Source organism: Rhodococcus sp. ENV425 (genome assembly GCF_002887785.1).
GTDB lineage: Bacteria > Actinomycetota > Actinomycetes > Mycobacteriales > Mycobacteriaceae > Rhodococcus > Rhodococcus aetherivorans.
Genome location: NZ_PCZU01000268.1, coordinates 51388 through 78332 on the forward strand (window position 1 = coordinate 51388; position 26945 = coordinate 78332).

Sequence of the window (26945 nt, forward strand, 5' to 3'; positions counted from 1 at the left end):
GGATCTGGGGTTCCTCGCGGAGTACGGGGCCGAGATGTTGGTGGAGATCGCCCGGTTCTTCGCCGATCTCGCCACGTACGACCGCGCCCGTGATCGGTACGTCATCCGCGGCGTCATCGGCCCCGACGAGTTCCACTCCGGCTATCCCGACGCGCCCTTCGACGGGATCGACAACAACGCCTACACCAACGTCATGGCGGTGTGGGTGATCCTGCGCGCGCTCGAGGCGCTGGAGATCATCCCGCTGCGGATCCGCACCGAACTGGTCGACACCCTCGGCCTGACCGCTCGCGAGACGGCGCGTTGGGAGGACGTCAGCCGCCGCATGTTCGTGCCCTTCCACGATCAGGTCATCAGCCAGTTCGAGGGCTACGGGGACCTGGCCGAACTCGACTGGGAGGGATACCGGCGCCGGCACGGCGACATCCAGCGTCTCGACCGGCTCCTCGAGGCTGAGGGCGACGACGTCAACCGCTACCGCGCGTCGAAGCAGGCCGACGTGCTCATGCTGTTCTACCTGCTGTCGGCGGACGAACTGCGGGAGCTGTTCGAGCGGCTCGGCTACCAGCTGACGGGCGAAACCATCCCGCGGACGATCGACTACTACATGGCGCGGACGTCACACGGGTCGACGCTGAGCGCGGTGGTCCACTCGTGGGTTCTGGCCCGGGCGCATCGCGGCCAGGCCATGGAGTTCTTCGACCGGGTGCTGGCGTCCGACATCGCCGACATCCAGGGTGGCACCACCTCGGAGGGGATTCATCTCGCGGCCATGGCCGGCAGCGTCGACCTGCTGCAGCGTTGCTTCTCCGGGCTCGAGGCGCGGGGGGACCGCCTGGTCTTCGGCCCGGAGTGGCCGGAGGAACTCGGCGCGCTCGAATTCCCGATCTTCTATCGGGGGCACCACCTGCAGGTGCGGATCTCCGGTCGGCAGGTCGAGGTCAGTGCAGGTGCGGGCATCCAGCGGCCGATCGAGATCGAATGCCGAGGCCGGGTCGAACGCCTGCATCCGGGCGACACGGTCCGGATGCTCTGACGGTCCGGCAGTCGGCTAGAGCGGGCTGTCGAGCCACGAGTAGTCGACCCCGATCCAGCCGCCGGCCAGGCTGAGCGTGCCCAGCAGCCACAGCGTCATGACCACGATCGCGCCGGTCGTGAGCGCTCCCGCGCCCCGCACCACCAGCGACTGCTGCCCGAACCAGTGCATGAACCGGTCGTAGCGGCCCCGCGCGAAGTGCAGCAGACGGTGAGCCCAGGCGAACTCCGAGGCCAGGATCCCGAGGCCGGCGAAGACGATCAGCCAGCCCGGTCCGGGGTAGGGGATGGCGACGACGCCGGCCAGCAACACGAGCGCTCCGAAGGTACCGACGGTGATGCGGTACGTCAGATTCAGCGACGGGCGCGTCTCGATGCGCCGGCGCCAGCGGAGCCACCGCTGCTTCAGCCGACGCAACGGGGATATGTGGGTCCGGGCCCCGACCCGGTCGGGCGCAACCGCGTGCCGAATCCGTCCTTCACTCACGATCTACCGAGCCTGCTTCTCGTCATACCTGGGTGCCGTGCACGGCAGGGTCGTCTTCCAGTCTACCGACGACCGGCGGGTACGGCGGGGCCCGGAAACGCGGACCCGCACGTCGCGGCCGGTCCGATCCGCGTGGTCAGGCCGCCGCGGCGTCCGTCGGGGCGGGATTCGCGGCGGTGAGCCGGTCCAGGTAGGCGGTGAAGACGGTGCCGAGGGCGACCGCGGTCTCGATCGTGTCGAGCCCCCGTATCGCCGCCACGAAGGACTCGTAGACGATGGCCGCTGCCTGCGACGGGAACAACCCGCCCTCGTCGGCGGTCAGCACCCGCACCGCGTCGTCCACGCTGCCTTCCACCGCGCCGGCCACCGATCCGTGCAGCGGCACCGCGGCCGCCGCGGCGATCAGTGCGTCCGCCAGCGCGGAGGAGGGGAACGCCACCGCAGCCGGTGCGATCACCCGACGGAACATCGTTACGTTCGCCATGTCGAACCTCCCGTGGAATCTCCCGAGCCGTTCTGTCGAGTGGTACCCGTGCGGGCACGCTGTACACAGTGCCCGAGGGGACCGACAAGTTCCGCTGCCGGCGAGCGACTCGTCACGCCGCCAGGACGCGCCGGGCATCGGCACGTCCGGCCTGCATGAACTCCGGCCAGTCCCGGGTGCCGAGGAACTGCCGGTAGAAGCCGACGCCTCGCACTTTCTCGTACGGAACCGGCTCGATCATCGTGACGTGGGAGGCCGAGCGCAGCCGCGCCAGGTTCTCCCGCGCCAGCTCGACCTGCTGGGACGTGCGCACCTGACCGGCGATGTAGAGGATGCTCGCGCGCCGCTCGGCCCAGCCGGTGGCGTCCTCGCCTTCGAAGCCGGGTGGGTAGAAGCCGTTGACGGCGAGGGTGACCTCGCACGGCTGCTCGAGGTCGAGCAGCGGGTGGACGGGGAAGATGTCGACGATCCCGCCGTCACACCAGTGGAATCCGCCGAGCTCGACGGGCGCGACGAACAGCGGCAGCGCGACCGCCATGTGCACGGCCCGGGCCACGGGCAGGTCGGGATACGTTCGTGGCCCGAGGTATTCGAGCCGGTTCTGTTCGATGTTCCAGATCGGCGCGTAGGCGGGTACGGGCATCGCGGCGAGCGTCATGTCGCCGAGCAGGCGCCGGTACGTGGCCTCGATCGCATCGCCGCGCAGGATGCCGGCGAATCCGCGGCCCACCGTCGGTGCGACGGCGAGCAGCCGACGCCAGTCGACGTCGAGATAGTCCTCGGGATCCAGCGCGAGGGTGAACTCTGCGTCCTCCTCGGCGGGGACTCCCGCCGCGATCGGGAAGCCGAACAGCGCGGAACCGGAGCACAGGGAGATCACCGCCGGCCGGATCCCACCCTCCTCCATCGCCCGGGCCACACCGACCAGAGACGCGAGCGCTCCGCTGCCCCCTGTCGCGGCCATCGCGATCCGATCCCCCTCCTGCAGCCCGACCCGGAAGGGCTCGAACCGGGGAAAGGGGTGCAGTTCCCGGTCCGGCGTGCCCGAGGGCCGCTGCAGGGCCGCCCGCGCGACGTCGACGAGAAAACCGGCGTCGCTGCGCACGCCTTCGACCACGTCACGACCGCGGGAGAGGAGGTCGAAGTACTGGCGCACCCGGAAGATGTCGAGGACGGTGTCGAGCATGCCTCGACTGTGCGCGCGTGCCACACCGCGGGCCAGGGTCCTCGGTCCCGAATCCGTGCGGGATGCCCGCCGCGCAGCGGCTACCGGCCGGGGACGCGGCCCGATTGTGCCGCGGTGCGGAGCTGATAGCGCCGTTCGGCGTAGTCCAGGTCGTCGCGCCACAGCCGGGTGGCCGTGTGCCGCATGAGGGGGCGGAGGGCGGCGGCGGCGCGCCGGGTGGCGATGCCGAACCCGGGGCGAGGGGAATCGGCGACGACGGCCTCGACGATCGCGGTCCGGGGCCGCCCGTCCGGTCCGGCACCGAGGGGCGTCGCGTGGGTCTCGACCACGCTGCCCACGCCCTCGCCCGACACGATCCGCATGACGACGGTGCGCGGTTCCGGGCTGGTGAATTCGGCGCGCACCGGCACACCGATCCGGCCGGCGACCCGGAAGGTGACGTCGACGAGGAACCGGTCCTCGCCGTCCGCAGTGCCGCGGGTGGAGGGAGCCTCGACCACCTCCAGGCGGGCGAACGAATACGGGTGGAACCAGGCGCCGTGCCACGGGTCGAGGCGGTTGGCGACGATGTCGGCGGGTTCGCACACACCGACGAGGGTGGCCACCGCGGCGAGGCGGGACCCGGCCGTCGGGCGCGTCGGGACGATCGGCAGTTCCGTCGGCTCCTCGCCGCCGACGTGATCGAGACGGACCCACACGAGCACCCCGTCGTCGTGGCTGGGGAAGGGCTTCCAGCCGTAGGCGCCGTCGGCGTCGAGGCGCAGCCCGTGCCAGCGGCAGACCAGCGCGCCGCAGTCCACCGCGGCCAGCGCCATCGGGGCGCCGAGGTGGGGGCAGGCGCCGGGGCCGACGAGCACCCGGTCGCCGTCGCGCCAGGCGACGAGTTCGATGCCGGCGATCGTGATGCCGAAGGGCCGGTCCGCGCCGATCTCACGGCTGGCCGCCACGACGTACCAGTTGCCGGACGGCCGGCGCTGGGCGCGGTCGAGGACGGCGGAGATCAGCTCGGGCCGTGCACCGCGGTAGGTGGGTTGCTGCGCGGCCCAGCGGTCCGGGTCGATGGGCCGGACGGGCCAGGTGTCGGGCCAGCGCCGGTACAGCGGATCGAGCACGCTCATGCGGGGTGCCTTTCCAGGGCGGCGAGCCGGCGCAGGACGGGTGAACGGCCCTGCGTGGGCACCGTGTACAGGTCGTGTCCGGCCACACCCCATTGCGCGAGAAGGGAATTCGCGGCGTGCCACCCGGTGGTGGCCGCGCGTTCCATGAGGGCCACCGGCAGATCGATCCGGATGCCGTCGCCGGCGAGCATCAACCGCTCGTGCGGGGTGCGAACGGTGGGCCGTCGCGCGAAATCGCCCACCCCGAACAACGGGCAGTCCTGACGCCAGAGCGTGCGTTCCTCGACGACGCGGGCCGCGGCGGTCTCGGGATAGATCGCGTGCAGGCGCGCGAGTACCTGGGCGCGCACGTCGTCGGGCGAATGTGCCCCGCCGACAGCGTCTCCCGTCGCGGCGTACGCGTGCAGTTCCACGACCGAGCCGCCGGTGCGGCGAGTCCAGGCCCGGGCCTCCTCCTCGTAACGGTCGAGCACGCTGACATTGTCGAGCGGGCGCAGGCCGCCGGTGCCGAGAAATGCCGGGCGGTCCGCGGCGACGGGACGGTCCAGCCACAGGCGCTGCACCAGGAACGGGGGCGCGGAACGCAATCGGTCCACCCGGGAACGCCATCCGGGATCGCCGAGATCCGGCGAGGCGTCGACGAGGGCGCGCAGCCCGGCCACATCGAGCGCGAGGACGAGGCCGTCGGCGTCGATGCTGCCGCCGGTGCCGTCGTGGACGCGGAAGGTCCGGGTACCGCCGAGTTCGACGCCGGTCACCGCGGTGGACGTCCGGATGCGCGCGCCGTGTCCCGCGAGGTACCGGCCGAGCGGCTCCCACAGGGTGGTGTCGAAGTTGCCGGTGGCCACGTCGAAGAGCAGTCCCTCGGCGGAGCCGAGGAAGTAGATGTGGAACATCGTGGCCAGCTCGGCGGCCGACATGCCGGCCGGGGGAGCGAAGAAGCTGCGCGAGAACACCTCGAACGCCAGATGGTTGGCCGCCTCCGGAAAGCGGATGCGCTGCAGGAACGTCTGTGCATCGACGTCGTCGAGCCGGTCGTAGATCTCCGGCACGGACACGGTCGCCAGCGGGGCCGCCGCCCGCACGTCGATGCGCACCAGGTCCTGCAGCCGGAACGTGGGGCTTCGCAACGCGAACACCAGCGCGTTCCACGGAGGGGTGTTCGGGATCCCGCGAAAGGTGTCGCGCCGGCCCTCGCCGTCGATGAGCGGATAGTCGTCGACCGCCGTCAGCCGTTGCAGATCCGGGTCGGTGCGGCGCAGCAGCCGGCGCAGGTTGTAGTACTGCCGGAAGAAGGCGTGGAACCCGCGGTTCATCGCGATCCCGGTGCCGTCGTCGAGCCGCTCGTGCCACCCGCCGACCCGCCCGCCGAGGTGAGCCTCGCGTTCGAGCACCTCGACCTCCACGCCGCGCTCGGCGAGGGCGGTGGCGGCGGTCAGCCCCGCGATGCCCGCGCCGACGACCACCACTCGGGGCCGCTGCGGCAGATGCCCGGTGTCCGGCGCACCCCGAGAGGCGGCGTGGTGGGCGATCCGCCGATCGCTGCCGACGGCACCGTTCATATAGCTGCCCTCCTGCGGCGCCGGTCCGAATCCGGCCGTCCTGGTCGAACAGTGGCGAGGCCGAGCCTACCGCGGCAAGGCCCCCGGCGACGGCCGACGCGGTCAGGCGCCGAGCCGGGCCGCGTGCGACGCGACGGTCTCGAGATGCTTGTCCGCGGTGCTCAGATCCAGGTGGGCGTCGCTGAGGCCGTCGATGACCTCCCGCAGGTTGGCCTCGGCGGCGTCGTCGTCCGGTACCGGATCCACCAGGTCGAACGCCTCGGCGAGGGAGCGCACGCGCCGGTCCAGGGCCTGTAGATCCGTACGCAGTTCGGCGACCTGCCGGAGGAGATCGTTCATCGTGCTCCCTCCCCGTGCTGTGCGGCCGGCGACGGTCCGGGCGCGAGCATTCGGCCGCACGCTCACGGTAAGCCGGAACCTGGGACCTTCGAGGCGGAACGGGCGGTCCGGGAAGTGACGTCACGAGATAGGCTCGACTGTGCGCGTGTGTCGGCGAGCGCATGCGGCAACCGGGTGAGGACGAAGGCAGTGGAACGGCTGAAGTCCCGGAGGGGCGTGGACTTCTCCGGGGCGCGTAGCCGACACCGGGTGGGAGAAATGTGAAGAGAACCGCCGGCCTGTCCCTCCTGGTAGTGCTCTGCCTGGCGAGTTGTTCGGATGGCGGCGGGCCGCAGGTTCGGCCGTCGCCGCCCGCGACCGTCCCGGCGGCCGCAGCGTGCGACGTCACCGAGAGCGCCGGCCATCGCTACATCTCCGCTGTCGGTCGTGACGGCCGCTACTTCGAAGATCAGCATGGCGATCCGATCCTGATTCGCGGAGACTCGCCGTGGTCCGGCCTGGCGGACTGGTCGCCCGAGCAGGCCGAATCGTACTTCGCGAATCGTGAGGCCCACGGGTTCAACGCATCGATAATCTCTGCGGTCGCCGTCCCCGACAACGGCGGGCCGAGCGAGGAGGGAGCGACCTTCGACGGCATCCGACCGTTCGTCGACGGTGACATCACGGCGTGGAACGAGCGGTACTGGGCGCGTGTCGACGAGTACCTGCGGATCGCCTGCCGGCACGGGAACACGCTGTTCCTCTACCCGATGGACGGGTGGAACATTTCCGACGTGTTCGCATCGGCGACTGCCGAACAGGCCGCCGTCTACGGCCGGATGTTCGCCCAGCGATACGCTCGGTTTCCGAACATCGTCTGGATGACCGGCGGCGACTATTCTCCCGAGACAGACGATCCCGCTGCCGGTTCCGACTCCGACCACGTGTTGCGCGGCATACTCGAAGGGATCAGGGCGGCCGGCTCGGACAGGCCGTTCTCGATACAGCTGGGACCCCAGAAATCGCTCTCGACGGACAACCCCTTCTGGGAACCGTTGGCGGACTGGAACTTCGTCTATACATATCTGCCGACGTACAAGGCAGTGCTGGACGGTTACCAGCGACCGGCGGGCGCCAGGGACCCGCGTCCCGCCGTCTTCTCGGAGGGAAACTACGAGGGCGAGAACAACCAGCCCGACACGGCGCCGACAACCGACGAGACCCTTCGGCGCCAGGCTCTGTGGGCGTTGACCTCCGGATCACCGGGGGAGTTTCGTGGCTCCGACGACTGGGAGTTCCGAGACGGCTGGGAATCGCGCCTCGACACACCCGCCGTCACACAGCTCGAGGCCATTCGTGATCTGTGGGCCTCGTGGGCCTGGTGGCAGTTGGTGCCGGACGTCGACGAGCCGTTCGTGCTCGACGGGCGAGGCACCCGATCGACGGACGACGAGATGGTGGACGTCCTGGACGACGACTACGTCACCGCTGCACGCACCCCGGACGGCTCGCTCGCCGTCGTCTATGTGCCGACGCAGCGCACGATCCGGCTCGAGCGTGCACTGATTCCGCCGGGAGCGACACTCGGCTGGATCGATCCCGCCGATGCCGCCGCGCCTTCGCTGCCGGCGGAGATCGATCGGGACGGAAACGTGGCCACCCCGGGGACGAACGTCGACGGCGACCGGGATTGGCTCCTGGTGGTCGAGGCGTGAACGGGGAGCCGGGTCCGCGCGTCAGATCATGATGGCGGCGATGGCTACGGCCACCAGGACGGACGCTGCGACTGCCAGCCCGAGAAGCACCGAACCGGTGACGGCGACCGCCATGGCTGCCGCCACCATGCACGCACCTGCCGCCGTGCCGGACGTGTGCCGGAGACGCGAGTAGGACTCGCCGGCGTCGTCGTCGATATCGGTCCGTAACCGGTGCCGACCCTCGCATGTATGGACCACTGATGTACCCCCTGCCGTACCACAGTGTGATCGCTCTCACATTATGCACTCATTTGTATCGCATCACAAAACGATTTCGCCAGTCGAACGCGTATCCGGATCGTCGCGGTGCTCCTCTCGTCCCCTGTTCGTGCACCGAGGGTGTGAATTCCGTCCGGGCTGGGTATCGGATACGGAGTCGGCAGGAAAGGAGACGGGCGGATGGAGACGGAACGACAGGGCGGCAACGACGAGCCTCTGGTCGCGCACCCCGTGGTGGCTTTCGTGCTGGACGGCGTGCTGGTGCTGGCCGTAGCCGTGGTGGGGATGTGGATGTTCGGTTCGCTCCTCTGGGCGGCACTCGGCGGGGCGTTCTGCGCGGCCACGCACCTGCTGTGCCGGGCCACGGGTAACTGCGGTGCGCCCTCGCGCTTCACGGTCACGCAGCCGGAGAAGCAGAAGTCGGTCCCGGTGGCCACGGACGTCCGAGCCGAGGTCGCACAGGCGGCCTGACGCTCGGTCCCGCGGGTTCGAGTCGCACGCTCACGACGCGTCCTCGCTGCGCGAGTTCGTCGGTCACGGGTGCCGATCCCTTCCCCGGGCAACGATGTTCCGAACGTTACCGTAGGTCTCCGGCAGCAGAGGAGACACGGAACCGCCTCCGCGGGGTGTCGTCGCGGCCTATCGTAGGCGTGCGGATCTCGTATGGGAGGACCCATGGCCGAACCGGTGTTCGAGGAGTCGCAGGGCGCGGGCGGACCGCCGCAGTTCGAGGGACTGCGTGCCATGTTCGTCAACTGCACGCTCAAACGATCGCCCGAGACCAGCAACACGCAGGGGTTGATCGATCGCAGTGTGGCGTTGATGGAACGCGAAGGCGTCACGGTGGACCAGATCCGGGCCGTCGACCACGACATCGCGACGGGCGTGTACCCCGACATGACGGAGCACGGATGGCCGAGCGACGAATGGCCGCAGTTGTTCGACCGGATCCTCGCCGCGCACATCCTCGTCATCGCCGGGCCCATCTGGCTGGGTGACAATTCGTCGGTCACCAAGAAGGTCGTCGAACGTCTCTACGGCTGTTCCTCGCTGCTCAACGAGCACGGCCAGTACGCGTACTACGGCCGCGCGGGCGGTTGCCTGATCACCGGCAACGAGGACGGCGTCAAGCACTGCGCGATGAACATCCTCTACAGCCTCCAGCACCTCGGATACGTGATCCCGCCGCAGGCCGACGCCGGCTGGATCGGGGAGGCCGGCCCGGGTCCCTCGTACCTCGATCCGGGGTCGGGCGGCCCCGAGAACGACTTCACCAATCGCAACACCACATTCATGACCTACAACCTCATGCACACCGCCGCACTGCTCGTGCGGGCCGGCGGCTTTCCGGTGGGTGGCAACCAGCGATCGCTGTGGGACGCCGGGTGTCATCCGTCGTTCGAGAACCCCGAGCATCGGTGATGCCGGCACAGATCGGCGAGCGGGGGCCGGGGGCCGTGTGGTGCGCGCTCCTCCCGCTCGTGGTGCTCGTCGCCACCGGCTGTGGGGCGACGGGCGAGAGCTCCTACGATGTCGTCCCGGCGTCGGAACCTGCGGTGACCACGGCCGGCGAGCCGACGGTGATCACCACGGCGAACGGTCCCATCGGTGAAATGCTCTTCGACCGGAGGGACCAGGCGATCTACATCTTCGACCGGGAGGCAGGCACGGTCCCCGACTGCTACGGGGACTGTGCCGTGGCGTGGCCGCCGGTGCTCACCGTCGGTGCTCCCGTCGCGGCCGGTGACGCCGACCAGGGGCTGCTGGGCACCACGTCGCGCTCCGACGGGACCGCTCAGGTCACCTACGCCGGGCACCCGCTGTACTTCTATGCCGACGAGGAGCCCGGACAGGTGCTGTGCCACAAGGTCGAGGAGTTCGGCGGCCTGTGGCTGGCGATAGACGAGGCCGGCGTGCCACTCCCGTGACCGGGGTGACCGTCCGGTGGTGTTCTACCGCCGCCCGGGCGAACGTGAGCGGGTACCAGGAGTGACGGGTGCGCACCATTCGAACCCGCTATATCGGTCTGCTCACCAGATTCCTTGTTGCGCAGCATATCTCGAGCGCAGGTCCTCGTTCGGTGAGGGGCTTCCGCGGACCTTGGCCTGCGCGTCGAGTGCGGCTACCAGTACTGATGCCGTCTTCCGTCGGTGTCGGCGACGAAGATGACCGCGTCGGCGCCGTCCAGGTCTGCCGGGCCCAGCGGGATGTGGCCGGGCACGATCGGTTCGCCCGTGCCCATCGACGGGGCAAGCGCGGCGCACAGGGCCGGTGCCGGGAACAGGGCGCGGCGGGTGGTCGCCTCGGCCAACACGCCTTGGAGGGTGCCCGGATCGCTGTCGGGGTTGGCGTCGGTGGCCAGGAACACATAGCGCTCGCCGAGGGTGAGCCCGACGAGCGCGCCGGCGCTCCCCCAGCTTACCTCGCTCTCGCCGACCGGCATGTGGGACTGCGCACGCTGGAGGTGAATGTTGTGCGCGAACACCAGACTCGGCCCGCGTCGCTGCTCCTGGGCAACGATCGCGAGCAGGTTCTCGGCCATCATCTCGGCGCGCAGGCTGAGCAAGGTCGCGATGCGATCGGGTGCGGGACTGGCCATGGCGGCGTGATAGCGCAGCAGGCCCTGGGCGGTGCGCGCGTGCGCGACGGCGTGGTCGTAGCCGGTCGGGTCGGCGGAGCGCAGGCCGGGTGCCGCGCGGCGCAGGGCGCTGGCGAGGTCGTCGGCGACAATGCGCAGGGCGCGAGCGCGATCGGAGTCGCCGACGGACGCTGCCGGGTCGAACATGGCCGCCTGGTTCGTCCAGTCCGCGTCCTCGCCGAGCAGCGCGTCGAGGTCGCGGACCGATGCGGGCCGCAGCGCCGCGGGCAGGTAGTCGTTGGCCGAGGACAGTGCGCGTCGCGGGCTCGGCGCCCCGGAGAACTCCAACGGCGCGTCGAAGCCGTGGAAGCGAACCCGATCCTGCTCCGCGCGGCCGGCATTGTGCGCGCGGAGCCATTCGACGAGTTCGCGGTTGCCCGGCACCGCGCCGAACCCGTGGCTGAACCCGGTCGCGAGCACCGTGTCGATCTCCGCCGTTCCCACGGCCACGTAGTCGTCGACGACGGACGCGGCGAAGACATCGGTCTCCAGCACGATCGACCGGTACCCCCGTTCGACGAGGTGACCGAGGAGTTCGTTGCGCAGAAGCGGGAACGCCTCGATCCCGTGGGTCGGCTCGCCGAGGGCGAGCAGGGTCGGCGGCTCGGGCCGCGTGGCGAGCAGTTCGTCGAGGGCGCGGCCCAGGCTTGCCGGATCGTCGAGTTGGCGGCCGATTCCACGCAGTGCTGCGGCAGTAGACATGAACACCCCTTGTCGGAAGGAACTGCCCTCGACGATATCGTTGAAGAATCGGGTGAAACTTCTGCGATTCCGACCAGGAATCCGGAGGTAGAAGCCTCAATCGGAGGTGCACGTTGCGACCCATCGACCTCGCCCGGGAACACGGGTTGTCCGCACAGGCGATCCGCAACTACGACGACGCGGGCATCCTCCCGCCGACCGAGCGCAGCGAGACCGGCTACCGGCGCTACACGCCCCTGCACGCGCAGGCTCTACGCGCCTTCCTCGCGTTGCGCGGTGGCCACGGGCACCGGCAGGCAACGGACATCATGCGTTCAGTCAACCGCGGCGACACCGAGTCCGCCTACCGGCTGATCGACGCCGCGCACGTCGCGCTGCTCGCCGAACGCGGCACCCGCACCGAGGTCGCAACGGCCCTGGGCGCCCTGTCCGCCACGGCACCGACTGCTGTCCGCGGTGGACCGCTGACTGTGGGCGAACTCGCCCGCCGACTCGGCGTGCACCCGGCCACGCTGCGCACCTGGGAGACCCAGGGCATCCTGCGCCCCGACCGCGACCGGGCAACGGGCTATCGCGAATACGGACCGGACTGCGTGCGCGACGCCGAGATCGCACGGCAACTGCGCCAGGGCGGCTACCCGCTGTCCCAGGTCGCCCGGTTCCTCGAGTCGCTGCGCACGGCGGGCGGGGCGGACGCGTTGGCCGCCTTCCTAGGCTCCTGGCAGGATCGGCTGACCACGCGCAGCCGCAACCTTCTCGCCGGCGCGGCCCAGCTCGATACCTACCTCACCATGCTCGATGACTGAACTGCATCGAACCTCGATCATTGTGATGGTCTTGCTGAGGAGCGCCGCTCGAGGTGCCGCCGAGATGACGAGATGGACGTTGACGACCTACTCATCGGCATCATTCGTGTGCGTACCAAGCTGTGCCTCCAGGTGCAAGGCAATCTCGGTCTCGAGGCGCCTGTCGAGTATCCCACGCCCCAATGCCTCCTCGGCCTTGGCCAAACGATAGCGGATCGTGTTGTGGTGTAGCAGAAGTCGGGCCGCAGTCGCGCGGTAATTGCAGTTCTCGGCGTAGAAGCTACGTAGCGTTTCGCGGAGCAACCGATTGTGCGGCGAGGGGTCCGCCAGCGCACCGAGCACCGAGGTGACGAACTGGCTCAGTGCTGCGGGTTCATGACTGCAGAGCGCGGTGAGCTCGATGTCCGAGAAGTGCGTGACGGCCGGGAATCCGCGGCCTGCCAGGCGTGCTACCCGGACTGCTTCGAGTGCCTGGCGATGGCTGAGCCGGAACCCGTCGAGTCCGCGGCCGGGTCGCCCCTGTCCACAGGTCACTCCTTCTCTCACCGGCGTCGCCCGCGCCTCGGTGTTCGTGGGGATCCAACACCACAGCGTGTCGCTGTCCACAAGCAGGGTCAGTGGTCGCGAGCCCGAGATGGTGCCGGCGAGCTCGCGGGCCGTGGCCTCCAATGGTGCCTGATTGCTGCCGTCACGAACAACCACCAGAGCCACATGATGTCGCGTGAGATCGTAGCCGAGGCGGCGGCTGGCGGTGGTGATGTCCACGTCGTCCGACGCGAGAATCCGCCGCGCTTCTTCGGTTCGCGCCATCGACCATTCGCGCGAGAGTCGCTCGGCCTCATCGCGATACGCAACACTCAACCTGTTGGTGATCATTTGGAGCCAGGACAACAGAAACGTCGTCCCGTAGTCCGTGACCCGTAGTGCCACGGGCACGCCGGCCCGGTCGCAGTACCGCTCGACCGCACGGGTCCATCGGCTGCACCAGTACGCGATTCCGACCTGGTAGCCACTGACCAGCGTGTCGAGGCTGATCGCCTTCGCCAGGTCTCGGGTCGTCCGGATGACTTCCTCGGAGGGCGCCATTGCATCGATGGTGATCCCCCGCATCAGCGCGTCGAGAAGCGCAGCACTGTTGGCCTGGCAGGCGGCGAGCGCGACCTCGGACACTTCCTGCCGCGCGAACTCGGGGACGCGTTCGAAGATGTATGCAGCCGTACCCGAGCCGAGGTCCGGCAGTTCCGGAAGCAGGGCTACCGCGACGTCGTGGACGTACGTCGCGACCTGATCGTCACCCGACATGCTGTCACCTCTGCTGATCGTATGCGCCAAATGGTCAAAGCTTGTGCGCAAGTCTGCGCATTTCACCATAGAAGGCGCAATCGTGGTGTGACTACGCTCACTGCTCAGAAGGTCCGAACTGGAATTTCACGAGGAGTGGTCGAGCATGAAGACCGACAAGGATGTAGTGATCGTCGGAGCCGGGTTCGCCGGCTTGTACGCTGTTCACAAGCTGCGTAACGAACTCGGTCTGGAGGTGCAGGCGTTCGACGCCGGCGGCGGGCCGGGCGGCACGTGGTGGTGGAACCGCTATCCGGGGGCACGGTGCGATTTCGACTCGGTCTACTACTCGTACTCGTTCTCCGAGGAGATCCAGCGCGAGTGGCAGTGGACGGAGAAGTACGCCGCACAGCCGGAGATTCTGAACTACCTCGAGTGGGTGGCGGACCGTCTCGACCTGAAGCGCTCGTTCCAATTCAACACTCGGGTGACCTCGATGGTGTGGAACGACGAGGGGCAGTACTGGACCGTCGGCACCGACGACGGACGCACGTGCACTGCCCGGTACGTCGTCTGCGGAACCGGCAACGTATCGATCCCGAAGAAGCCGGAGTTCCCCGGGATCGAAGACTTCAAGGGTGAGGTTCTGCAGACGAGCTCGTGGCCGCACGAGCCGGTCGACTTCAGCGGCAAGCGCGTCGGGATCATCGGAACCGGTGCCACCGGAATCCAGCTCATCCCGGAACTTGCGAAGCACGCCGCACATCTGACGGTCTTCCAGCGCACCGCGCAGTTCGCATCGCCGCTGGGGAACGAGAAGCTCGATCCCGAGGCGCGCCGATGGCTGGCCGAGAACCACAAGCAGGTGCGCGCCGGGGCGCGCGATCACTTCCTCGGCGCACCGTACGACGCTCCCCGCCCTTCGGCCCTCGCCGATTCGCCGGAGGAGCGCAAGAAGGTCTACGACGAGCACTACGGAAGCGGCGGCTTCCGGATGGTGGTCTCGACGTACGGTGACCTTCTCTACAACAGGGAATCCAACGACACCATCGCCGACTATCTGCGCGATCGCATCCGGGAACGCGTGACGGATCCGAAGATCGCGGAGATGCTCTGCCCCACCGATCACCCGTACGCCACCAAGCGGGCCCCGTTCGAGACGAACTACTACGAGACCTACAACCGCGACAACGTGACCCTGGTCGACGTGCGCAGTACTCCGATCGAACGTGTCACCGAGCACGCCCTGAAGACCACCGCAGCCGAGTACGAGATCGACGTGCTCGTCATGGCAACCGGCTTCGACGTGTTCACTCGGCCGCTGCTCGAGATGGGGATCGTCGGCCGCGACGGGCTGACCCTCGACGAGAAGTGGAGCGGTGTGCCGGGCACCTACCTCGGGATCCAGACCGCCGGCTTCCCGAATCTGTTCACCGTCACCGGACCGCAAAGCGCTGTCGCGCTGTACAACAACGCGCTCGCCATCGAGGATCACGTGGAATGGATCAGCCGAGCGATCGGTCACCTGCGTACCACGGGTGCGACCACGATCGAGCCGACCGCAGAGGCCGAGTCTCGCTGGGGTGATTTCGCCGAGGGAATCCTCAATCAGACTCTGATCCCGCAGTCGGAGAGTTCGTGGTACATGGGGGCCAATGTCGTCGGCAAGACGCGCGGAACGTACATCTTCGCTGCCGGCGCTCCCGTGTACCGAGCCATCTGTGCCCAGGTGGCCGAGCGCGGTTACGCCGGGTTCGCGATCGACGGTGTCGAGACCGCGGTCCCGCCGATGGCCAAACTCGACCCCGAGGTCGTGACCGCCCTGAGTGCCATCCACCGCCCCGGATACAAGCCGCTCGAAGACTGCACCGTCGAGGAGACGCGGGCGATGGTGGAGCAGCTCGTCGGGATGCAGGTGCCCGGCCCGGACATGCAGGTAGACGACATCGTCGATCCTGCTGTGCGCCTGTATGTTCCGAGCACACAGACGGAGGGCACGCGTCCCGTCATCGTATTTCTGCACGGTGGCGGCTGGGTCGCCGGCTCGCTCGACGTCGTCGACAATCCGTGCCGCCAGATCGCCCGGGCCACCGACGCCATCGTCGTCTCGGTCGACTACCGGTTGGCGCCGGAGCATCCTTTCCCCGCCGCGCACGACGACGCATTCGAGGCGGTTCGGTGGGTGCAGGAGAATATCGCCGGCTACGGTGGCGACGCGGACAAGATCGTGATCATGGGGGAGAGCGCCGGCGGCAACCTTGCGGCATCGACGGCGCTGCGTGCCCGTGATGCCGGTCTGAAGCTGGCTGGGCAGGTCCTGGTCTATCCGCCGACCGACCCCGAGGCGTCCACGCAGTCCCGAGTCGAGTTCGCCGACGGGCCGTTCCTCTCGGTCAAGGCGGTGGACACCATGTGGGGTGCCTATCTCAACGGCGCCGAGGTCACCGAGACCGTCGCACCCCTTCGTGCCGAGAATCTGCGCGATCTTCCTCCCGCGCTCATCTTCAGCATGGAACTCGATCCGACGCGCGACGAGGCCGAGGACTACGCGCGGGCACTGCAGGACGCGGGAGTTCGAGTCGAGCTTCACCGGTTCGAGGGCATGATCCACGGGGTCTTCAACATGGACGCCATCGTGTCGGCCGCGCCCGAGATGTACGCCCTGACAGCACAATTCGTCGCCGACACGGTCACCGCCGAACCGGTATCCGTCCGGTAACCGGCGCATCAGTGTCGGTCGGGTGACCGCACGTCGGCGAGCGTGGTGACACGCCCGCCGACGTGACACTCGACCGCCGACCCGACGGCCTGGCCCGGACCGAACGCGGTCTCCGCCGCAGACCCGTCGAGTTGCAGCGGTCGGCCATCTCGACCTTCGCGAGTGCTGAGAACGACACCTACACCGCACCAGGGGTGTACGGCGGAGCACTCGGCCGTTCCCGGCTTGCCTTCAGCAGCGAGTCCCCGGCCTCTCAGGGCCACTACCCGAGGAGTTCACCATGCCACGCGCATATTCCAGCGGCGTCATCGACGCCTCGGCCGACCAGGTCTGGTCCGTTGTCAAAGACTTCGGCCGCGTCGACAGCTTCCTGCCCCCGGTGGCGCACAGTGAGCTGATCGACGGCGCCACCACACAGATCGGTGTAGTGCGTCGACTCACCCTCGCCGACGGGGGCGCCACCCTCGACGAGCGCCTGCTCGACCTCGACGACCGCCGCCGCCAGTTGTCTTACGAGTTCGCCGGCGACAATCCGTTCGGTGCCCGGAACTACCGGGCCACCGTGCGTGTGAGCCCCATCGGCGAACCCGAAGGCGCCTTCGTGGAATGGTGGGCGGACTTCGAGGCCGACCCGGCCGAGGTCGACACCCTGGTCGGTGTCTTCGCGGACGGGGTCTTCGGCAGCGGCATCCGCAGCCTGCGCACGATGTTCGCCGATCGGAATGTCGTCGCCCGGGCCCGTCGCCACTCGGTGTCGGACCTGCTGCACCGCTCGGCGCAGCGATATCCGGACAAGACCGCCGTGGTCGACGGTGACCGACGGTTCACCTTCGCCGAGTTCGACCGGGTCGTCACCCGGTTCGCCGGTGTCCTCCACGCCCACGGACTCGCCAAGGGCGACCGGCTCGCCTTGATCGCCCGCAACTCCTGGCAGTTCGGTGCCCTGGCGTTCGGTGCGGCACGCATCGGCGTGGTGCTCGTGCCGATCAACTTCATGCTCAACGCCGAGGAAATCGCGTTCATCCTGGGTCATTCCGGGGCAAACGGAGTGATCGTCGACGACGAGTTCTCTGCGGTCGCCGATGACGCCATCGCTGCAGCCGCTCCGGATTTGAAGCTGTCGGCGATCATCGGCCCCCACGGCGCCGAAACCGGTGCGGGCTGGGAGTCGGTCGCCGATTGGGAGGCAGGCGAGGTGCCCATCCTTCCCGACGTGGCCGTCGCCGACGACGATCCGGTACGCATCATGTACACCTCGGGTACCGAGTCCCGCCCGAAGGGCGTCCTGCTCTCCTCCCGCGCACTGATCAGCCAGTACGCCTCGTGCGCGATCGACGGCGGCATGAGCCACGACGACGTCGAGGTACACGCGCTACCGATGTATCACTGCGCACAGATGGACTGCTTCTTCTCGGTGGACGTCTACCTGGGCGCCACCAGCATCATCCTGCGCGGCCCCGACCCCACCCAGATCCTCGAGACCATCCAGCGGGAACGGGTCACCAAGCTGTTCTGCCCACCCACCGTGTGGATCTCGCTACTCGGCCACCCCCACTTCGACGACTACGACCTGTCCTCCTTGCACAAGGGCTACTACGGCGCCGCACCGATGCCGGCAGAGGTGTTGCGTGAGCTCACCACACGGCTACCGCAGGTACGCCTGTGGAACTTCTACGGCCAAACCGAGATGTCCCCGATCGCCACGATCCTCGCCCCCGAGGACCAACTGACGCGTGCCGGCAGCGCCGGCCGGCCCGCCCTCAACGTGGAGACCCGGATCGTCGACGACGCCGGCCAGCCCCTCCCGCCGGGCGAGGTGGGCGAGATCGTGCACCGCTCCCCGCATCTGACGCTGGGCTACTACAACGATCCCGCCAAGACCGCGGAGTCCTTCGCCGGTGGGTGGTTCCACTCCGGTGATCTGGGCGTCATCGACGAGGACGGCTACCTCACGATCGTCGACCGCAAGAAGGACATGATCAAGACCGGCGGCGAGAACGTCGCGTCGCGGGAGGTAGAGGAGGCCCTGTACCTGCTGGACGGGGTCGCCGAGGTCGCGGTGTTCGGGGTGAGCCATCCGTATTGGATCGAGGCGGTGACCGCCGTGGTCGTCCCGAGGAGCGGTGTGGATCTCACCGAGGACGACATCAAGGCTCACGCGCGCGACAAGCTCGCCGGATACAAGCAGCCGAAGTACGTCGTGGTCACCGACGCCCTGCCGAAGAACCCCAGCGGCAAGATCCTCAAGCGCCAGCTCCGGGAACGTTACGACCACCTCTCGAAGGAGATGAGCCGGTAATGGCCGACAGGGACGAATTCCGACTCGACGGGGAGGTCGCCCTGATCACGGGGGGCGCGCGCGGTCCGCGGTGCCGATGGACTTCGTCGCGCTGAACGGTGGTCGAGTTCGAGACGAACAACTACAAGGTCGTCGCCTCGGTACAGGAGATGTGGGCCTCACCCAGTTCGGGTGGTGCCCACATCTCCTGTGACCTGCTCTGGCGAACGCACGGGGCGGGAGCGGATATCAGGTATCAGAGCTGGTCCAAACCGTCGGCAACGACGATCCATCCGAGACGTCTTGCCGTCTTGATAGGCAAACCGGTGTGGGGCATGACCGACGCGACGGCGATCACCATCACGCCGTTGAGCGCAGGTCCGGTATGTGTGCGCGCCCACCCCTCATCGGTTCCCGGCACGTCGAACTCGACGATCTTGCCGGGGCGGCCTTCCCATCCTCCGAGGAGCTCGGCCCACAGAATCAGCCCCGCGATCAGCGTTGAGAAGATCTGGATGGGGCCGTGCTACGGCAGTGGAGGAACCAGTATCTCGTCCGGCTCCTTGTCCGGCCGCAGTCCCTTCCAACTCGGGTGGCGCAGACTGTCGCCGGTGAACTCGCGATACTCGACGTCCCCGACCAGCACCGGCTCGGCCCATCGGGCGGCCCGGACGACGGGCGCCGGAGGTATCACGTCGAACGGATCGCTGGGCCGCTCGAGTTCGTCGAGCCGCTCCCACAGGGCGCGCCGGCCGGCGGTGGTGAAGCCGGTGCCGAGGTTGCCGATGTGGACGAGACGGCCGTCGTCGTCGTGGGCGCCGAGGACAAGGGAGCCGAACGTCGCGCGGTGCATGCCGGTGCCCGGCAACCATCCCGCGATCACGGCCTCGGTGCTCTTGCGCAGGGCGGTCTTGATCCATGCCGTAGCGCGGCGTCCCGGTTGGTAGACGGAATCGGTCCGCTTGCAGACGATGCCTTCGAGACCGTGATCGCGGGCAAGGTCGAGGAGGATTTTCGTGTCGGTGCCGACCCAGTGCGGCGGCGTGCGGACCAGGGGGCCGGACATCGACAGGTCGACCAGCCGACGGCGACGTTCGAGGTACGGCAGCCGGGTCGTCGGCGCGCCGTCGAGCGCGAGCAGGTCGAATGCGTAGAACTCCACGGGGATGGTCCGGATCAGGGCCGCCGTCGGTTTCGCCACGTGGATGCGGCTCTGCAGCCGGGCGAACGCCGGCGCCCCGGACCGCGGATCGGGAGCGACGATCTCCCCGTCGACGACCATCGGCCGACCCCGGGACACCGCCGACAGTGCGATCGTCAATTCCGGGTAGACCCCCGAGACGTCCTTGCTGTTGCGGCTGTAGAGCCGGCACCGCTCGCCGTCGCACACCGCCACCGTGCGGGCGCCGTCCCACTTCATCTCCACCGCCCAGCCGGTGCCGATCGGCGGCCGGCCGGGCGTGGCCAGCATCGGGGCGGGCACCGCGGAGCGGGAGGCGGGCATGGGTCGAATTATCCCGTGTGCCGTGCCCGGCTGCAGGGCAACTGTTCGGATCACCCTGTACCGGAATGAATTACACGCGTGTATTCCGCTGCCGTCCGGTGGCGCCGGTGCATTGCCGCAGTTTTCGTGCCGGTGGCGAGACCTGTCGCTCGTCTTGACGAAACTCCTGCGGAGTGTCTACCGTCACATACATCCACTCAGCGGACATGCGTTCGCATTACGAACATGCGGATCGAGGATCGGGTATGAACGAGCGGCACCTCGCCGGCCCAGACGAGTCTCAGGCTCGGCGCGCAGCCTTCGGCAGCTTCGTCGGCGCCGTCATCGACTGGTACGACTTCATCCTCTACGGCCTGGTGGCCGCGCTCGTCTTCAACAAGGAGTTCTTCCCCAACGTCAGCCCGGCCATCGGCACGCTCGCCGCGTTCGCGACTTTCGGCGTCGGATTCCTCTTCCGGCCGCTCGGTGGGGTGGTCTTCGGTCACTTCGGTGACCGCCTCGGTCGCAAACGGATGCTGGTGCTCACCATCGTGATCATGGGAAGCGCCACTGCCCTGATCGGCCTGCTGCCGAGCTTCGCGTCGATCGGGTGGTGGGCGCCGGTCCTGCTCGTCACGCTGCGGGCTGTGCAAGGATTCGCCGTCGGCGGTGAATGGGGTGGTGCCGCGTTGATGGCGGTGGAGAGCGCGCCACCGAAGAAGAAGGCTCTCTACAGCAGCGGCGTACAGGTCGGCTACTCCGTCGGCCTGATTCTCGCCACCGGTTTCGTCATGCTGATGAGCAGTGTCACGACCGACGAGGCTTTCACCCAATGGGGGTGGCGTGTTCCGTTCGTCGCCAGCATCGTGCTCGTCGCCTTCGGCCTGTGGGTACGCTCCAGCGTGGAGGAGAGTCAGGAGTTCACCGAGAAGGTCGAGAGGCTCGAAGCGGAGCTCGGCGAGCAGAGCCGCAAGCGCATCCCCCTCGTGGAAGCACTGACCAAGCATCCCAAGGCTTTTCTGCAGATCATCGGTCTGCGCTTCGTCGAGCTGTTCTCGATGTACATCGTCACGACGTTCGCGCTCAGCTATTCCACCAACGAACTCGGCATGGAACGCAGTTTCATGCTCAACGTCGGCCTGCTCGTCGGTGCCCTCGGAATGGTGACCATCCCGTTGTTCGCGTGGCTGTCCGACCGGTACGGGCGTCGCCGGGTGTACATGCTCGGTTCCGCACTCGGCGCCGTCTGTGCGTTCCCGTTCTTCGCGATGCTCGAGGGCGGCTCGATGATCGGAACCGTCATCTTCGCGGTGCTGTTGGTCAACATCGCCCACGACATGGTGGTCAGCGTGCAGCAGCCGCTGTTCACCGAGATGTTCGGCGCCGAGTACCGCTACAGCGGCGCCGGGGTGGGCTACCAGGTGGCCAGCGCGGTCGGGGGTGGGTTTACCCCCTTCATCGCGGCGGCCCTGGTCACCGTCTCCGGCGGGTCGTGGCACCTGGTGGCGGTCTATCTCGCCGGCGGATGCGTGATCTCCGGGATCATCGCCTGGCGGCTCGGACACGACCACGGTGACGCCGGCCGGGCCGCCCGGGCGTCGCGGACATCGACTGTCGCGACCGCGCCCTGAGACGCGGATCGACCGGAGGCGGCGACGGACGGGGCCAGGGGCGTGGGCGCTCGAAATCTCCTACGCGTAATGGCTTCTCGATCACGAAATGCTGCACGGATCGGTTGATCCGCCTCGCCGGGCCGGGTGCGGCCGAGCATGGAAGGGGAGCCGCCGGCACCGCGCACGGCTCATGGTCCGCTGATCGCGAGATCGGCCCCGATCCGCTGGGCTGCTTCCTGCAATCGGGAGACCACTCGTGCCTCGACGTCCGCGCCGGAATGCGCGATGTTCTGCAGGGAAGAGTTGAGCGCGGCGACGATCCGGCCGGTTCGGTCCCGGATGGGCACGGCGACGCCGCGAACCCCCAGTTCCAGTTCGTCCTCCGACAGCGCCCAACCCCGCTCGGCCGTGGTCAGGATCTCGGCGCGCAGCCGGTCCCGGTCTACGAGGGTCTGCTCGGTGAACGCCCGCAGTTCCGTCGTCTCCAGGTAGCGGTCGAGTTCGTCGGCGGTAAGGCCGGACAGCAGGACCCGGCCGTGCGAGGTCGCGTACGCCGGGAAGCGCATGCCGACCGAGATCGCGATACGCACGATCCGCGGCGAACGGACTCGCGCGACGTAGAGTGCGTCCGATCCGTCGAGCACGGTGACCGAGACGGTTTCCTCGAGTTCGGCGGCGAGTTTCGCCAGGTGCGGTTCGGCCAGCTGCGGGAGCGCCAGCCCGGACAGGTAGGAGAAGCCGAAACGGAGAACGCGCGGGGTCAACATGAAGCGACGACCCTCCTGCCGCAGGAACCCGCGATCGACGAGGGTCAGCAGGATTCTTCGCGTTGTCGATCGGGTGATCCCCACCACCTGGGCCACCTCGCTGAGAGTGCGCTCCCGGTGCTGTTCGTCGAAGCACTCGAGCACCGCGAGCCCACGGTCCAGAGACTCGAGGAAGTACCGTTCACCGGCGGCCGATCGCATGAGCCAATCCTAGGCACGCGACGTGTCTTCGCCTGCCCACGGCTGGGCCTCCCGGGAGGCAGGCCGGTGCCGGATCACGATCGCATGGTTCGTGCCCGGCCGGTACCGTCGCCCCCGGCGAGGCCGCGGAGGTACACCGCGATCGGCCGGGCCAATTGCGCGACGCTCGCGGCGGTGCCGGCGGCGAGTCCCTCCAGCGACCGGGCGCCGAGCAGCCGGTCCACGGTCAGCCCCTCGGCCAGGCTCACGAGATCGGCAGCCGCGGAGTCGGCGTCGTCGGCGCCGCAGGCGGCCACGAGGTCGCGCGCGGCGGCGCGGGAGAACAGGGCGGCTGCAAGGCCGGCGCGTTGCTCGGCGCCGATGGCCGGGTCGGTGGCCAGGGCATACCGCACGAGCAGGTCCCGGCGGCGGTGGGCCAGGTCGCGGTCGAGTGTCGTCGCGACCGCTCGCGCGGCGGCGTCGACGTCGACCGGGGTCGGCGGGCGGGTGAGGCCGGAGTGCTCGAACGCGTCGCGTGATCGCTCAGCGAGCCGGTGCACGGCGGCGTCGAGCAGGGCTCCGCGGGTGCGGAAGTAGTACGAGCACGAGCCGTCGGGCAGGGCGAGGGCGCGGTCGACGGCCCGGTGGGTCAGCGCGCGCAGTCCGTCGCGGGCGATCAGGTCGAGGGTGGTCTCGGCGATCAGGGTGCGACGGTCGGGGCTGCTGGCCATGATCGAACTCTACATATGTAGAGTCCTCTACCAATGTAGAGGAGGTGGGATGGCCGAGGATCCGTACCAGCGGGCCGGCGCCGCCGCCCTGGGGCGGCTGCACCGCGACCTCGCCGCGCAGCGCACCACCCCGCGCGGCGTCTACCTGTGGGGGCCGGTCGGTCGCGGCAAGACGTGGCTGATGGAGCGGTTCCTCGAGGCCGTGCCCGGTCCCGCGCGACGGCACCACTTCCACGGCTTCTTCGCCGGCCTGCATGCGCAGGCGCATCGCCTCGGCTCGATCGACGACGCCGTCGACGCCGCGCTCGGCGACGCCCGTGTGCTGTGCTTCGACGAGTTCCACGTCCACGACGTCGGCGACGGCATGCTCGTCGCGCGCGCCGTACGCATCCTTCACGAGCGGGGCGTCGCGCTCGTCGCCACCTCCAACTACCCGCCCTCGGGCCTGTTGCCCAACCCGCTGTTCCACCACCTGTTCGAGCCCACCATCGCCCTGCTCGAACGCCGGCTCGAGGTGGTCGAGGTCGGCGGGCCGATCGACCGTCGCCGCACCGGTACGGCCACCCCGGGCGACGGGTTCGCCTCGGGTGAGTTCCTCCCGCCCGGCGCTCTCGACGTTCCGGAGCCGGGGGAGCGGCGAACCCTGCGACCGTCGGGCCGCGCACTACCCGTCCTCGCCGTGCGCGGCGACGTCGTGTGGTTCGACTTCGCCGACCTGTGCCGCGCCCCCACCGCGCCCGCCGACTACCTCGCCGTCCTCCGCGAGCACGGCGAGTGGGTCGTCACCGGTGTCCCGCCGCTGCGCGAGCTCGACGCGGACGCCCTGCGCCGCTTCGGCAACGTCGTCGACGTGCTGTGCGACGCCGACGTCCGGCTCACGGTGTCGGCCACCGTCGCGCGCGCCGACTTCGCGACGTCCGTCCCCGCCGAACCCGACGTCGACCGGCTGCTCAGCCGCCTCGCACTGCTCCGCGAACCCGCCCGAGCCTGGATTCAGGACAGCCAAACCTTATAGACTGCCGCGGTGGTACCACGTTCTTCCGAGCTCGTCGACTGTCCGACGGTTCCGTTCGTCCGACATCTCGCCGAACACGGCGAACGGACCGCACTCGTCTGCGACGGCACCGAGATCACCTATCGCGACCTGGCCGAGCGGGTCGCCGCCGTCGCCGACCGCCTCGGCACCACCCGGCGTCTCGTCCTGGTCGCCGGGGCCAACGCCGTCGACCCGATCGTGGCCTACCTGGCGGCGCTGTCCGCCGGCCATCCCGTGCTGCTCGTGCCCGGCGACCGGCCCGACGCCCTGGCCGCGACGATCGAGGCCTACCGGCCCGACGTCGTCGTCGACGGCGGCCGGATCGAAGAACTCGCCGACGGCACCCACGACCTGCATTCCGACCTCGCGCTGCTGCTCAGTACGTCCGGCTCGACCGGCTCGCCCAAGCTCGTGCGCCTCTCGCACCGCAATGTGCAGGCGAACGCCGAGGCCATCGCCGACTACCTCGACATCCGCGACACCGACCGCGCGATCACCACCCTGCCGATGCACTACTGCTACGGCCTGTCGGTCCTGCACAGCCACCTGCTGCGGGGCGCCGGGACCGTGCTCACCGACCGGTCCGTCACCGACCCCGGATTCTGGGACCTCGTGCACCGGCACCGGGTCAGCGCCCTCGCGGGCGTGCCGTACACCTTCGACCTGCTCGACCGCGTCGGCTTCGCCGACATGGACCTGCCGAACCTGCGCTACGTCACCCAGGCCGGCGGCCGTCTCGACCCCGACCGCGTCCGCCGCTATGTCGACCTCGGCCGGCGCGACGGGTGGCAGTTCTTCGTCATGTACGGCCAGACCGAGGCCACCGCCCGCATGGCCTACCTGCCCCCGCACCTCGCCGCGGAGCACCCCGGCACGATCGGCGTCCCCGTTCCCGGCGGCGCCTTCCGCATCGACCCCGTGCCCGAGGCCGGCGACGGTGCCGGCGAACTCGTCTACACCGGGCCCAACGTCATGCTCGGCTATGCCACCGACCCGTCCGAGCTGGCCCTCGGGCGTGTCGTCGACGAACTGCGCACCGGTGACCTCGCCGTCCGCACCGACGCCGGGCTGTACCGGATCGTGGGCCGTCGCTCCCGCTTCGCGAAGCTGTTCGGCCTGCGCATCGACCTGCAGCGCATCGAATCCGTCCTCGCGCGCCACGAGCTCGTCGCGTGCTGCGCCGGCGGCGACGACGAACTGATCGTCGCCGTCCAGGGAGCCGACGCCGCGCCCGTGCGGGCGGTCGCGGCCCGCGCGAGCGGGCTGCCCGAGTCCGCGGTGCGGGTGTGCGTGGTGGCCGAGCTGCCCCGCACCCCCAATGGCAAACCGGACTACCGCGCCGTCGCCGCGCTCGGCGCCGCCCCGGAACCGCCGCAGCCGGCGCCCGAGGCGCGGGCCGTGGACCCCCGGCGGCTGCGGGCGCTGTACGCGGACGTTCTCCGCCGCGACGACGTCACCGACGACAGCACGTTCGTCGACCTCGGTGGCGACTCGCTGTCGTACGTGCGCATGTCGGTGCGGCTCGAGCGGCTGCTCGGGCATCTGCCCGCGGACTGGCCGACGACGCCGCTGCGCGAGCTGAGCCCGTCGTCGCGCCGGGCGCCGTGGGGCTGGCGGATCGTCGAGACCAACGTGCTCATCCGCGCCGTGGCGATCGTGCTCATCGTCGGCTCGCATCTGCACCTGTTCGCCCTCGTGGGCGGGGCACACGTGCTGCTCGCGGCCGCGGGCTACAACTACGCGCGATTCCAACTGCCCAAGCCCCGCGCCGAGCGGCTGCGCACCACCCTGCTCAGCGTCGCCCGGATCGCCGCACCGGCCGTCGTGTGGATCGGCGCGGTGCACGCGCTCACCGGCGAGTACCGCTGGTCGAGCGTGTTCCTGCTCAACGGGGTGCTCGGACCGCCCGCGTGGACGAAGGAATGGCGGTACTGGTTCATCGAGGCGCTGGTGTACGCGCTCGTCGCGGTGGCTCTGTTGCTCGCCGTGCCGTGGTTCGACCGGCACGAGCGACGGTTCCCGTTCGCGTTCCCGCTCGCGCTGGTGGGCGTGGGCCTGCTGACCCGGTACGAGGTGCTCGGGCCGGACATGCCGACCAGTCAGATCCTGGCGTCGTACGTGGTGTTCTGGCTCTTCCCGCTCGGCTGGGCGGCCGCCCGGGCGACCGCGGTGTGGCAGCGGCTGGTGGTGTCCGTCCTGGCGGTGGCGACGGTGCCGGGGTTCTTCCATGCCGAAACCGACCGCACCGCTCTCGTGATCGGCGGCCTGCTCCTGCTGATCTGGGTGCCGCGGACCTGGTGGCCGGCGCTGCTGGTGCGGCCGGCCGAGGTGCTCGCCGCCTCGTCGCTCTACATCTACCTGACCCACTTCACGGTCTATCCGCTGCTGCGGGACATCGACCCGTGGCTCGCGTTCGCGGCGTCGCTCGTGGTGGGTGTGGCGTACTGGCAGCTGTGGGTGCGGCTCGGCCGGCTGTGGGGCCACTTCGGCCGGGTATCCGTCCTCACCATGCTTGCGCGGCGTGGTGCTACCCGCGCGCGTGAGA

The 26945-nt window shown here is 69.2% G+C and carries 22 protein-coding genes and 1 pseudogene; 12 read left to right on the forward strand and 11 right to left on the reverse strand.

The annotated features are described in order from the left end of the window. Positions 1–1036 (forward strand): glycosyl hydrolase family 65 protein (locus CQZ88_RS31770; protein ID WP_308410824.1); only part of this gene is annotated, 1036 nt, incomplete at its 5' end. 15 nt (positions 1037–1051) lie between these two features. Here the strand turns inward: CQZ88_RS31770 and CQZ88_RS24375 are convergent. The 6 genes from CQZ88_RS24375 to CQZ88_RS24400 form a co-directional block, all read right to left on the reverse strand. After that, a complete protein-coding gene (locus tag CQZ88_RS24375; protein WP_006943381.1) occupies positions 1052–1453 on the reverse strand; it encodes a TIGR02611 family protein in 402 nt (133 codons plus the stop codon). Between the two features lie 205 nt (positions 1454–1658). Continuing rightward, the gene (locus tag CQZ88_RS24380; protein WP_006943375.1) at positions 1659–2006 is read right to left on the reverse strand and encodes a hypothetical protein; all 348 of its coding nucleotides are present in this window, start codon (positions 2004–2006) and stop codon (positions 1659–1661) included. 112 nt (positions 2007–2118) lie between these two features. Next, positions 2119–3192: a patatin-like phospholipase family protein gene (locus tag CQZ88_RS24385; protein ID WP_102800434.1), complete on the reverse strand. Its 1074-nt coding sequence runs from the start codon at positions 3190–3192 to the stop codon at positions 2119–2121. Between the two features lie 80 nt (positions 3193–3272). After that, positions 3273–4310: a DUF5914 domain-containing protein gene (locus CQZ88_RS24390; RefSeq protein WP_006943368.1), complete on the reverse strand. Its 1038-nt coding sequence runs from the start codon at positions 4308–4310 to the stop codon at positions 3273–3275. After that, positions 4307–5872, reverse strand: coding sequence for an FAD-dependent oxidoreductase (locus CQZ88_RS24395; RefSeq protein WP_006943365.1), 1566 nt, complete (start codon positions 5870–5872; stop codon positions 4307–4309). The genes CQZ88_RS24390 and CQZ88_RS24395 overlap by 4 nt, the downstream gene beginning before the upstream one ends. A gap of 102 nt (positions 5873–5974) precedes the next feature. Next, positions 5975–6211 (reverse strand): hypothetical protein, encoded by a 237-nt coding sequence (locus CQZ88_RS24400; protein WP_006943364.1) that lies wholly within the window; start codon positions 6209–6211, stop codon positions 5975–5977. 260 nt (positions 6212–6471) lie between these two features. Here CQZ88_RS24400 and CQZ88_RS24405 point away from each other — a divergent pair, with 260 nt between their 5' ends. From CQZ88_RS24405 to CQZ88_RS24420, 4 genes are all read left to right on the forward strand, one after another. Beyond that, positions 6472–7905: a DUF4038 domain-containing protein gene (locus CQZ88_RS24405; RefSeq protein ID WP_006943363.1), complete on the forward strand. Its 1434-nt coding sequence runs from the start codon at positions 6472–6474 to the stop codon at positions 7903–7905. Positions 7906–8346: 441 nt separating this feature from the next. Further along, a complete protein-coding gene (locus tag CQZ88_RS24410) occupies positions 8347–8637 on the forward strand; it encodes a hypothetical protein (protein WP_006943361.1) in 291 nt (96 codons plus the stop codon). 204 nt (positions 8638–8841) lie between these two features. After that, positions 8842–9588, forward strand: coding sequence for a flavodoxin family protein (locus CQZ88_RS24415; RefSeq protein WP_037200461.1), 747 nt, complete (start codon positions 8842–8844; stop codon positions 9586–9588). Beyond that, positions 9588–10094, forward strand: a complete 507-nt coding sequence (locus CQZ88_RS24420; protein ID WP_006943359.1) for a lipoprotein — start codon at positions 9588–9590, stop codon at positions 10092–10094. Before CQZ88_RS24415 ends, CQZ88_RS24420 begins: the two co-directional genes overlap by 1 nt. A gap of 194 nt (positions 10095–10288) precedes the next feature. Here CQZ88_RS24420 and CQZ88_RS24425 read toward each other — a convergent pair whose 3' ends face one another. Next, positions 10289–11506, reverse strand: a complete 1218-nt coding sequence (locus CQZ88_RS24425; protein ID WP_044476327.1) for an erythromycin esterase family protein — start codon at positions 11504–11506, stop codon at positions 10289–10291. A 113-nt stretch (positions 11507–11619) separates the two neighbouring features. On the opposite strand from CQZ88_RS24425, the gene CQZ88_RS24430 reads away from it, so the two are divergent. Then, positions 11620–12312 carry a MerR family transcriptional regulator gene (locus CQZ88_RS24430; protein WP_006943357.1) on the forward strand — a complete coding sequence of 231 codons (693 nt, stop codon included), beginning with the start codon at positions 11620–11622 and terminating at the stop codon, positions 12310–12312. A gap of 87 nt (positions 12313–12399) precedes the next feature. Here the strand turns inward: CQZ88_RS24430 and CQZ88_RS24435 are convergent, their stop codons facing one another. Continuing rightward, positions 12400–13614, reverse strand: coding sequence for a CdaR family transcriptional regulator (locus CQZ88_RS24435; protein ID WP_006943355.1), 1215 nt, complete (start codon positions 13612–13614; stop codon positions 12400–12402). Positions 13615–13759: 145 nt separating this feature from the next. On the opposite strand from CQZ88_RS24435, the gene CQZ88_RS24440 reads away from it, so the two are divergent. The 3 genes and pseudogenes from CQZ88_RS24440 to CQZ88_RS24445 all read left to right on the forward strand — a co-directional run bounded on the left by CQZ88_RS24440 (position 13760) and on the right by CQZ88_RS24445 (position 18611). Beyond that, positions 13760–16312, forward strand: coding sequence for an alpha/beta hydrolase fold domain-containing protein (locus tag CQZ88_RS24440; protein ID WP_006943353.1), 2553 nt, complete (start codon positions 13760–13762; stop codon positions 16310–16312). Positions 16313–16592: 280 nt separating this feature from the next. Further along, positions 16593–17000 (forward strand): annotated as a pseudogene (locus CQZ88_RS32460) (SRPBCC family protein); the annotation flags it as partial. Positions 17001–17018: 18 nt separating this feature from the next. After that, positions 17019–18611 carry an acyl-CoA synthetase gene (locus CQZ88_RS24445; RefSeq protein WP_174824748.1) on the forward strand — a complete coding sequence of 531 codons (1593 nt, stop codon included), beginning with the start codon at positions 17019–17021 and terminating at the stop codon, positions 18609–18611. 505 nt (positions 18612–19116) lie between these two features. On the opposite strand, the gene ligD is transcribed toward CQZ88_RS24445, so the two are convergent. Further along, positions 19117–20094, reverse strand: coding sequence for a non-homologous end-joining DNA ligase (ligD, locus tag CQZ88_RS24450; protein ID WP_006943338.1), 978 nt, complete (start codon positions 20092–20094; stop codon positions 19117–19119). A 245-nt stretch (positions 20095–20339) separates the two neighbouring features. Between ligD and shiA the strand changes: the two genes are divergently transcribed. Next, the gene (gene shiA, locus CQZ88_RS24455) at positions 20340–21704 is read left to right on the forward strand and encodes a shikimate transporter (RefSeq protein WP_006943336.1); all 1365 of its coding nucleotides are present in this window, start codon (positions 20340–20342) and stop codon (positions 21702–21704) included. 170 nt (positions 21705–21874) lie between these two features. Here shiA and CQZ88_RS24460 read toward each other — a convergent pair whose 3' ends face one another. Both CQZ88_RS24460 and CQZ88_RS24465 read right to left on the reverse strand, forming a co-directional pair. Further along, positions 21875–22654, reverse strand: coding sequence for an IclR family transcriptional regulator C-terminal domain-containing protein (locus CQZ88_RS24460; protein WP_006943334.1), 780 nt, complete (start codon positions 22652–22654; stop codon positions 21875–21877). 74 nt (positions 22655–22728) lie between these two features. Beyond that, the gene (locus CQZ88_RS24465) at positions 22729–23364 is read right to left on the reverse strand and encodes a TetR/AcrR family transcriptional regulator (protein WP_006943333.1); all 636 of its coding nucleotides are present in this window, start codon (positions 23362–23364) and stop codon (positions 22729–22731) included. Between the two features lie 49 nt (positions 23365–23413). On the opposite strand from CQZ88_RS24465, the gene zapE reads away from it, so the two are divergent. Both zapE and CQZ88_RS24475 read left to right on the forward strand, forming a co-directional pair. Continuing rightward, positions 23414–24379: a cell division protein ZapE gene (gene zapE, locus CQZ88_RS24470; RefSeq protein ID WP_006943332.1), complete on the forward strand. Its 966-nt coding sequence runs from the start codon at positions 23414–23416 to the stop codon at positions 24377–24379. Positions 24380–24388: 9 nt separating this feature from the next. After that, a partial coding sequence (locus tag CQZ88_RS24475) for an AMP-binding protein (protein WP_102800447.1) occupies positions 24389–26945 on the forward strand: 2557 nt, incomplete at its 3' end.

What these genes read in the sequence shown, in the direction of transcription:
- CQZ88_RS24380 (WP_006943375.1), bottom strand. Translation starts at nt 2,006, where the DNA reads ATGGCGAACGTAACGATGTTCCGTCGGGTGATCGCACCGGCTGCGGTG.
- CQZ88_RS24385 (WP_102800434.1), bottom strand. Translation starts at nt 3,192, where the DNA reads ATGCTCGACACCGTCCTCGACATCTTCCGGGTGCGCCAGTACTTCGAC.
- CQZ88_RS24390 (WP_006943368.1), bottom strand. Translation starts at nt 4,310, where the DNA reads ATGAGCGTGCTCGATCCGCTGTACCGGCGCTGGCCCGACACCTGGCCC.
- CQZ88_RS24395 (WP_006943365.1), bottom strand. Translation starts at nt 5,872, where the DNA reads ATGAACGGTGCCGTCGGCAGCGATCGGCGGATCGCCCACCACGCCGCC.
- CQZ88_RS24400 (WP_006943364.1), bottom strand. Translation starts at nt 6,211, where the DNA reads ATGAACGATCTCCTCCGGCAGGTCGCCGAACTGCGTACGGATCTACAG.
- CQZ88_RS24410 (WP_006943361.1), top strand. Translation starts at nt 8,347, where the DNA reads ATGGAGACGGAACGACAGGGCGGCAACGACGAGCCTCTGGTCGCGCAC.
- CQZ88_RS24415 (WP_037200461.1), top strand. Translation starts at nt 8,842, where the DNA reads ATGGCCGAACCGGTGTTCGAGGAGTCGCAGGGCGCGGGCGGACCGCCG.
- CQZ88_RS24420 (WP_006943359.1), top strand. Translation starts at nt 9,588, where the DNA reads ATGCCGGCACAGATCGGCGAGCGGGGGCCGGGGGCCGTGTGGTGCGCG.
- CQZ88_RS24425 (WP_044476327.1), bottom strand. Translation starts at nt 11,506, where the DNA reads ATGTCTACTGCCGCAGCACTGCGTGGAATCGGCCGCCAACTCGACGAT.
- CQZ88_RS24435 (WP_006943355.1), bottom strand. Translation starts at nt 13,614, where the DNA reads ATGTCGGGTGACGATCAGGTCGCGACGTACGTCCACGACGTCGCGGTA.
- CQZ88_RS24440 (WP_006943353.1), top strand. Translation starts at nt 13,760, where the DNA reads ATGAAGACCGACAAGGATGTAGTGATCGTCGGAGCCGGGTTCGCCGGC.
- CQZ88_RS24445 (WP_174824748.1), top strand. Translation starts at nt 17,019, where the DNA reads ATGTTCGCCGATCGGAATGTCGTCGCCCGGGCCCGTCGCCACTCGGTG.
- ligD (WP_006943338.1), bottom strand. Translation starts at nt 20,094, where the DNA reads ATGCCCGCCTCCCGCTCCGCGGTGCCCGCCCCGATGCTGGCCACGCCC.
- shiA (WP_006943336.1), top strand. Translation starts at nt 20,340, where the DNA reads ATGAACGAGCGGCACCTCGCCGGCCCAGACGAGTCTCAGGCTCGGCGC.
- CQZ88_RS24460 (WP_006943334.1), bottom strand. Translation starts at nt 22,654, where the DNA reads ATGCGATCGGCCGCCGGTGAACGGTACTTCCTCGAGTCTCTGGACCGT.
- CQZ88_RS24465 (WP_006943333.1), bottom strand. Translation starts at nt 23,364, where the DNA reads ATGGCCAGCAGCCCCGACCGTCGCACCCTGATCGCCGAGACCACCCTC.
- zapE (WP_006943332.1), top strand. Translation starts at nt 23,414, where the DNA reads ATGGCCGAGGATCCGTACCAGCGGGCCGGCGCCGCCGCCCTGGGGCGG.